Raw genomic sequence first — 7,527 nt, 5'->3', positions numbered from 1 at the left:
TCGGAAGACGGTTACTCAGTGCTTGCGCCGCCAGTCGAGCAGGTGGTGTTCCGCCATCCAGTGGTGGATCATCCCTTCGCCGTCATGGCTGCGCTTATATTCGCGCGACTCGAAGAACGACAGCGCGACGAGCACCATCAGACCGATGAACAGGCCGATCAGGCCCGCAATTTCTTCAGACGTCATGGCAGCCTCCTTTCCTCGGCACAGCGCCATGCGTACATAGTAGGACATGCGCAGCGCGACCTCGAAACAGGATTTCCGCTAGACTCGGCGCGGTCCCTGCGCGCAATGGGCGCGCCGTTTTCCGGAGCCATACCCGATGACCCGTTTCACGCTGGCCGTGCTGGCCGCATTCATCCTCGCCGGCTGTTCCAGCGATCCCCACCAGGCCCGCCGCGGCCACCCGCCGGAAGATCCGGCCGACTATCACGGCGTGCCGACCGACATGACGCCACCGACGATGCTCGACGCGCCGCCGCCGAAGCCCACGGAGTAACGGCCGGCCTGGCCCGCGGTCAGGCGCGGGCGGCGGGTGCAGTGGGTGCGGCGTGCGCGTCGGCGCCGATGCGCCGCAGCAGCCCCGGCAGGTAGCGCGCGAGCGTCGCGCCGCGCGCGGCCATGAACAGCAGCAGCGCGAACCAGAGCCCGTGATTGCCGAACGTGCCGACGGCGGCGAGCGTGGCCACGATGAAGATCGAGAACGACGCGACCATCGCGCGCATCAGCGATTGCGTTTGCGTGGCGCCGATGAAGACGCCGTCGAGCAGGAAGCCCCACACCGACACGATCGGCGAGATCGCGGCCCACGGCAGGTAGCGCAGCGCGACCGCGCTGATCTCGGGCTGGTCGGTCAGGCGCGCGACGATCCAGCCGCCGGCAGCCCAGTAAACGAGCGCGAACAGCAGTGCGCCGAGCGCCGACCAGAGCAGCGTGACGCGCACGGCCTGCCGGAATGCGTGGCGGTCGCGCGCGCCGGCCGCCGCACCGACGAGCGCCTCGGCCGCATGCGCGAAGCCGTCGAGGCCATACGCCATGAAGGTCTGGAAATTCAGCAGCAGCGCGTTCGCCGCGAGCGTCGCGTCACCCTGTTTCGCACCGAGGTGCGCGAACCAGCCGAATGCGCCGAGCAGGCACAGCGTGCGCAGGAAGATGTCGCGATTGAGTACGATCAGCCGCTTGAGCGCCACGCGGTCGGCGAGTGCGCGCGCGACGATCGGCGCGAGGCCGCGCGGCCGCAGCCGCCACAGCATCCACGCGCCGAGCGCGAAGCCGCATGCGTCCGCCGTGGCGGTCGCGGCGCCGATGCCGGCGATGCCCCAGCCGAAGCCGTACACGTAGAGCAAGACGGCGCCGATGTTGACCGCATTGATGAACACCTGCGCGACCAGCGCGAGCCGGACGCGCTGCACGCCGAGCAGGTAGCCGAGCACGACGTAGTTCGCGAGTGCGAACGGTGCGCTCCAGATCCGCGCGTGGCTGTACGCGAGCGCCGTCGCGCGGACGGCATCGCTGCCGCCGAGCGCGGACAGCGCGAACGACAGTAGCGGCACCTGCAGCGCAAGCACCGCGGCGCCGAGTGCGAACGCGACGATCAGCGCGCGCAGCAGGTTCAGCCGAATGCCGATGGCGTCGCCGGCGCCATGCGCCTGTGCGACGAGGCCGGTCGTTCCCATCCGCAGGAAGCCGAAGCCCCAGAACACGAAATTGAAGAACAGCCCGCCGAGCGCGACGCCGCCGAGATACTGCGCGCCGTCGAGGTGGCCGGCGACGGCCGTGTCGACGGCACCGAGGATCGGCTGGGTCAGGTTCGCGAGGACGATCGGGAAGGCGAGCGCGAGGACACGCCGGTGCGTGACGGTGGCCGAGCCGGAACCGGCCCCGTGCGGTAACGCGGATTCGGACATGGCGGACGCGTCAGGCGCGTTCCTGCACGCAGACCCACGGCGAGACGACAACCGCCCACAGCTCTGGGTTGCGCGCCGCGTAGTCGGCGGCGGTCTCGGCCTGCATGCGCGCGACGAGGCCGGCCGACAGCCAGCGCGTGACCTGCTCGGCATCGTCGCCGGCGACCGCTTCCGCGACGCTGACGAGATCGAGGTCGCGCGCGACGGACAACAGCTTGCCCTGCGCGAAGAAGCGTTCGAGATCGCACCAGTCGATCTTGGCGGTTTCGCCGAGGAGTTTGGCGTAGAGCGGGCTGTGCGACGCGCCCGCGGCGGATGGGTGTTCAGAGGACATCGGTTTCTTGGAAAGACTGCGTGGCGCCACTATAAACCATCCGGCCGGGCGGGCGGCGAGGGTGGCGAGCGACTTACGCGTCGCGCAGCGCGCGGCGCACGATCTTGCCGGTCGCGGTCATCGGCAGGCTGTCGACGAACGCGATCGCGCGCGGATACTCGTGCGCGGCGAGCCGCGTGCGCACATGTTCCTGCAGCGCGCGGACGAGCGTTTCGTCGCCGACGTGGCCGGGGTTCAGTACGACGAACGCCTTGACGATCTCGGTGCGCGTCGCGTCGGGTACGCCGACGACGGCCGCCATCCGCACCGCCGGATGCGTGAGCAGGCAGTCCTCGATCGGGCCCGGGCCGATCCGGTAGCCGGCGCTGGTGATGACGTCGTCGTCGCGGCCGACGAAGCGCACGAAGCCGTCGGCGTCGATGACGCCCGAATCGCCGGTGAGCAGGTAGTCACCCGCGAACTTGTCGCGCGTCGCGCCGGGGTTGCGCCAGTATTCGAGGAACATGACCGGGTCGGGGCGGCGCACCGCGATGCGTCCTTCGACGCCGGGCGGCAGCGGCGTGCCGTCCGCGTCGACGATCGCGACCGCATGACCGGGCACCGCCTTGCCGATCGCGCCGGGCTGCGCATCGAACAGCGCCGCGCACGACGACAGCACCATGTTGCACTCGGTTTGCCCGTAGAACTCGTTGATCGTCACGCCGAGCGCGTCGCGTCCCCAGGCCGTCAGCTCGGTGCCGAGCGATTCCCCGCCGCTCGCGACTGATTTCAGCGACAGCGCGTAGCGTTCGCGCGGTGCCGGGACGGCGCGCATCAGCTTCAGCGCGGTGGGCGGCAGGAACGCGTGGGTGACGCCGTGCCGTGCCATCAGCGCGAATGCCGCGTCGCCGTCGAACTTCTCGAAGCGGCGGGCGAGCACCGGCACGCCGTGATGCCATGACGGCAGCAGCACGTCGAGCAGGCCGCCGATCCATGCCCAGTCGGCGGGCGTCCAGAACAGGCGCGCGTCGCGCGGGAAGCACTGCTGCGACATCTCGACGCCCGGCAGGTGGCCGAGCAGCACGCGATGGGCGTGCAGCGCGCCTTTCGGTTTGCCCGTCGTGCCGGACGTATAGATGATCACCGCAGGATCGTCGGCGGCCGTATCGGCCGGCACGAAATCGGGCGTTTCGGCGGCGAGTGCCGCGTCGTAGCGCAGCACGCCCGGTGCATCGGGCGCATCGTCGCCGATGCAGTAGACGGTCTGCAGTGCCGGCAGTTGCGCGCGCAGCGGCGCGATTTTCGCGTAGCCGGCCGCGTCCGTCACGAGCGCGGCCGCTTCGCTGTTCGCGAGCCGGTATTCGAGCGCATCGACGCCGAACAGCGTGAAGAGCGGCACTGCGATCGCGCCGAGCTTGTACGCGGCGAGGTGCGCAACGGCCGTTTCGGGGCCCTGCGCGAGAAAGATGCCGATCCGGTCGCCGCGTCGCAGGCCGGCGCGCGCAAAGCTGTTCGCGAGCCGGTTAGAAGCATTCCTCAGGTCGTCGAACGAGATGCGAAAAACGTCGCCTTGCGCCGTTTCGTGAATCAGCGCGAGGCGCCCGCTGCCGTCGGCCCATTTGTCGCAGACGTCCACGCCGATGTTGTAGCGCGCCGGAACGCCCCATGCGAAGCGGGAGAGCAGGTCGTCGTAGCGGTTTGCGGCGGGCAGCATCGCGTGTCTCCTGGGTGTCGGACGTGGCGTCGAGCGAACGGATTACATCAGGGTTTCACGCAGACGAATCCACAATGTTGTCTGCTGATAGAGAATGTTCGGACTCGTCCAATCGCCACGGCTCAGTGCACGATTCCACAATGACGCATAAGATCACAACAAAACAGTGATGTGACCATGGATTTGCTTCTGATAGCTGCGGGGTTCAGCCTGATCGGAATCGGTGTGCTGGTAGCGTTCGCTCGTCACGTCGATCCGTTGTCCGGCCGTTTCACCGGACGTCTGCGCAAGCGCTGACTCGACCTTTCCCGTTTTTCGCCGCGACGGCACGCGATGCGCGCCGGCATCGCGTGTCGCTTGTCGCTTGTCGATTGCCGTGCGCTCAGCGCGCCGGCAGGTAGCGCGACGGATCGATCGACCGGCCGCCGTAACGCAACTCGAAATGCAGCGCGACGCGATCGCTGTCGCTGTTGCCCATCTCCGCGATCGACTGCCCCTGCGTAACCGACTGTCCTTCCTTCACCAGCAGCGCGCGGTTATGTGCGTAGGCGGTCAGGTAGTCGGCGTTGTGCTTGAGGATGATCAGGTTGCCGTAGCCGCGCAGCCCGTTGCCCGCATAGACCACGACGCCCGGCGCGGCCGCAACCACCGGCGTGCCCGGCGAGTTCGCGATGTCGATCCCCTTCGATTTCGAGCCGTCGAACGTGCGGACCACATTGCCGGCCGCCGGCCAGATCAGCGCGATGCTCGTGGCCGGCTTGACGGCCGATTCGACCGGCGCGGAAGGTGCGGGGCGGGCGCGGCCGGCGCTACCGGTGCCGGTGGTCGACGGCGTCGATGCGGTCGACGTGCCGGGCGGCGGCGCGACGCGCAACACCTGGCCGACTTCGATCGCATCGGGGTTCGCCATCTGGTTCCAGCGCACGACGTTCTGCACCGACGTGCGGTTGTCGCGCGCGATCTTGTAGAGCGTGTCGCCGCGCTCGACGCGATAGAACCCGGGGCCGACGGGCGCGGAGCCGCACGCGACGAGCAGAGCGGCGCAGGCGGCTGCGAAGAGTCGCTTCGTTGTTGTTCCGAACATTGAACCTCGCAAAACCCTGCCGCTCATAACGCGGCAGGCAACACAAAACGTCCGATTTTAACGGGTTCGACCCGCACACCGCAGTTTGGGCCGTTGCCGACGCCGTCGCGCGCCGGTTCGGCGCGCTGCGTATCAGCCGGCGAGCGGGAGGACGCGAATCCGCAACGTGGCCGTTTCGGTCGCGCCCGGCGCGAGCATGCGCAGCCCGAGACCGTTGTGGATCGCATCCGGCAGGCCGAGCCAAGGCTCGACGCAGTAGAAGTCCGAATCCGGTTTTTCGGTCCAGGTCGTGACCGCGTACCACGGGATCGAGCCCGGCACGTCGAGCGCGATCTCGATCGTGCGGCGGCGGCCCGGCATCACGATGCGCACCGGCGCGGACGGTTCGCCGTCGAGGCAGTGGAAGCGGTCGAGGATGTCCGGATCGTCGAGGCGGTAACGGGCTTCGCCCGGCTCGGGCGTGCTGATCGAACCGTCCGCGCGCTGCGCGCGGCGGCGCGTGGGCGGCAGCTCGAGCGTGGTTTCGGCGCGTTCGCCGTGCGGCAACGCGAAATAGAAATGGTGGCCGGCGTAGTAGGGCAGCGGCGTATCGCCGCGATTGGTCGTCGTGAGCGCGACGTCGAGCGTGTGCGCGTCGGCCAGCCGGTAGGTCGTCTCGAACCGGAAATCGAACGGATAGCTCGCGCGCAGCGCGTCGTTCGCGTCGAGCGTCATCGACAACGCGGCGCCGTCGGCCGACGGTTGCGCGGCGAACGGCAGGTCGCGCGCGAAGCCGTGCATCGGCAGGTCGCGGACCACGCCGGCGGCGTCGCGCCAGCGGCCGATTTCGCCGTCGACGCGGTGGCGGCCGAGGAACGGGAACAGCAGCGGATTGCCGCCGCGCACGCGCGCGAGGTTGCTCCAGTCGGCCGTTTCCGGCCAGAAGATGACCGGTTCGCCGTCGATGTCCCATGACAGCAGGCGGCCGCCGAATTGCGGGGCGACCCGGACGAGCGACGGGCCGGCGTGAAGTTCGTGAATGTCGTGTTGCTGGAAGATCGGCATGGCGAATCGGGTTGGGCGGGTGGACGGGGCATGGCGCGCTCCATTATCGGGCCGCGGCCGGTTGGGGAAAACCCTTCTCGGGAAATTGCGAGTTTTTGACATTGTCAACGGTCCGGATAATGCATCTAAACCGGTGAAGTTGCCGGGTCATGACACTTCGAGGAGGCGCCATGGATCTGGCAATGGCAATGGGACTCGCACTGTTCGGCATGTTCACCGGCAGCACGGTATTATTTTTCTACCAGCTCGGCCGCTGACGGCAATTCCTGCCGAAGTCGAAAGGCCCGCCATGCAAATGGCGGGCTTTTTGCTTTCTGTGCGCTTACAAATTGCAAGCGTTTGTGTGCATTGCCGCAATATCCGGCCAAATGCCTTGGCGCAGTAATCCTGGCTCGGCATAATCGGGGCGCGTTTTTTTCGGACGCGCATCGCGTCGTCCGTCATTCTTCCCGCTTAATCTTCACTAAAAGGACCGACGCGTGAGCCTCTGGTTTTTGGTATTCCTGAGCGTCCTGCAGGGCGTCACCGAACTCTTCCCCGTCAGCAGCCTTGGCCATACGCTGCTCGTGCCGGCGCTGTTCGGCATGCACATCGACAAGCACGCGCCGCAACTGCTGCCGTTCCTCGTGGCGCTGCACCTCGGCACCGCGCTGGCGCTGCTGTGGTACTTCCGCGCGCGCTGGATCGCGCTGATCGGCGGCTTCTTCGCGCAGCTCGGCGGGCGCAAGAACGACGACGGACACCTGATGTGGGCGCTGATCATCGGCACGATCCCGACCGGCATCGTCGGGCTGCTCCTCGAGAAGCGCATCGAGCGCGTGTTTCACGACCTGCGGATCGTCGCGATCGCGCTGATCGTGAACGGCGTGCTGCTGTGGCTCGGCGATCGCATCCAGCGCAGCCGCGCGCATCAGCCGCCCGAGAAGATGACGTTCAAGCAGGCGTTCTTCGTGGGCCTCGCGCAGATCGGCGCGCTGATTCCGGGTTTCTCGCGTAGCGGGCTGACGATGATCGCCGGCAATGCCGCCGGGCTGACGGCGGAGAAGGCGGCGGAATTCTCGTTCCTGCTCGGCACGCCGATCATCTTCGCGGCGGGCGTGCTCGAACTGCCGAAGCTGTTCCATGCGCGCGACCAGCTCGCCGATGCGCTGCTCGGCGGCGTGCTGACGGCGATCGCCGCGTACCTGAGCGTGCGGTTCCTGATGCGCTATTTCGAAGGGCGCGGCCGGCTCGCGTCGTTCGGCGTGTATTGCGTGATTGCCGGCGTGTTCTGTCTCGGCTGGTTCATGCTGTATCCGCAGCCGGTTTGATGCCGCGATGGCCGGTCTCGCGTGATGTGGCGCGACGATCGGGTATAATTTCGGGCTCGGCTTCATGCCGGGCCCGTTTTGTTTCGGGGCTTTGAGTTTGGTGGTGCTGTGGCTGCTGCTCAAAGTTCCGTGCCAAATGCGGTCCGCGTCAGGCC

General features: G+C 67.7%; 8 protein-coding genes. 2 read left to right on the top strand and 6 right to left on the bottom strand.

Going from position 1 to position 7,527, the window contains the following annotated elements; genetic code table 11:
- Positions 1 to 15 precede the first annotated feature (15 nt).
- A complete protein-coding gene (locus tag VL15_RS41760; protein ID WP_164992002.1) occupies positions 16 to 186 on the bottom strand; it encodes a hypothetical protein in 171 nt (56 codons plus the stop codon).
- A 136-nt stretch (positions 187 to 322) separates the two neighbouring features.
- On the opposite strand from VL15_RS41760, the gene VL15_RS42635 reads away from it, so the two are divergent.
- Complete coding sequence (locus VL15_RS42635; protein WP_164992003.1) at positions 323 to 499, top strand: hypothetical protein; 177 nt, start codon at positions 323 to 325, stop codon at positions 497 to 499.
- Positions 500 to 518: 19 nt separating this feature from the next.
- On the opposite strand, the gene VL15_RS07190 is transcribed toward VL15_RS42635, so the two are convergent.
- The 5 genes from VL15_RS07190 to VL15_RS07170 all read right to left on the bottom strand — a co-directional run bounded on the left by VL15_RS07190 (position 519) and on the right by VL15_RS07170 (position 6,062).
- The gene (locus VL15_RS07190) at positions 519 to 1,907 is read right to left on the bottom strand and encodes an MATE family efflux transporter (RefSeq protein ID WP_048244346.1); all 1,389 of its coding nucleotides are present in this window, start codon (positions 1,905 to 1,907) and stop codon (positions 519 to 521) included.
- Positions 1,908 to 1,917: 10 nt separating this feature from the next.
- Positions 1,918 to 2,241 (bottom strand): DUF2288 domain-containing protein, encoded by a 324-nt coding sequence (locus VL15_RS07185; RefSeq protein ID WP_048244345.1) that lies wholly within the window; start codon positions 2,239 to 2,241, stop codon positions 1,918 to 1,920.
- 73 nt (positions 2,242 to 2,314) lie between these two features.
- Entirely contained in the window at positions 2,315 to 3,934 is a 1,620-nt protein-coding gene (locus tag VL15_RS07180) for an acyl-CoA synthetase (protein WP_048244342.1), read from the bottom strand.
- A 382-nt stretch (positions 3,935 to 4,316) separates the two neighbouring features.
- Complete coding sequence (locus VL15_RS07175; RefSeq protein ID WP_048244340.1) at positions 4,317 to 5,018, bottom strand: peptidoglycan DD-metalloendopeptidase family protein; 702 nt, start codon at positions 5,016 to 5,018, stop codon at positions 4,317 to 4,319.
- A 132-nt stretch (positions 5,019 to 5,150) separates the two neighbouring features.
- Positions 5,151 to 6,062: an aldose epimerase gene (locus VL15_RS07170; RefSeq protein WP_048244338.1), complete on the bottom strand. Its 912-nt coding sequence runs from the start codon at positions 6,060 to 6,062 to the stop codon at positions 5,151 to 5,153.
- A 479-nt stretch (positions 6,063 to 6,541) separates the two neighbouring features.
- Here VL15_RS07170 and VL15_RS07165 point away from each other — a divergent pair, with 479 nt between their 5' ends.
- Positions 6,542 to 7,372, top strand: coding sequence for an undecaprenyl-diphosphate phosphatase (locus VL15_RS07165; RefSeq protein WP_048244336.1), 831 nt, complete (start codon positions 6,542 to 6,544; stop codon positions 7,370 to 7,372).
- The last annotated feature ends 155 nt before the right edge of the window (positions 7,373 to 7,527 follow it).

This window comes from Burkholderia cepacia (assembly GCF_001039005.1).
Classification (GTDB): Bacteria; Pseudomonadota; Gammaproteobacteria; order Burkholderiales; family Burkholderiaceae; genus Burkholderia; species Burkholderia theae.
Note: the sequence above shows the minus strand (reverse complement) of the source record. Positions and strands in the feature narration are given on the sequence as shown.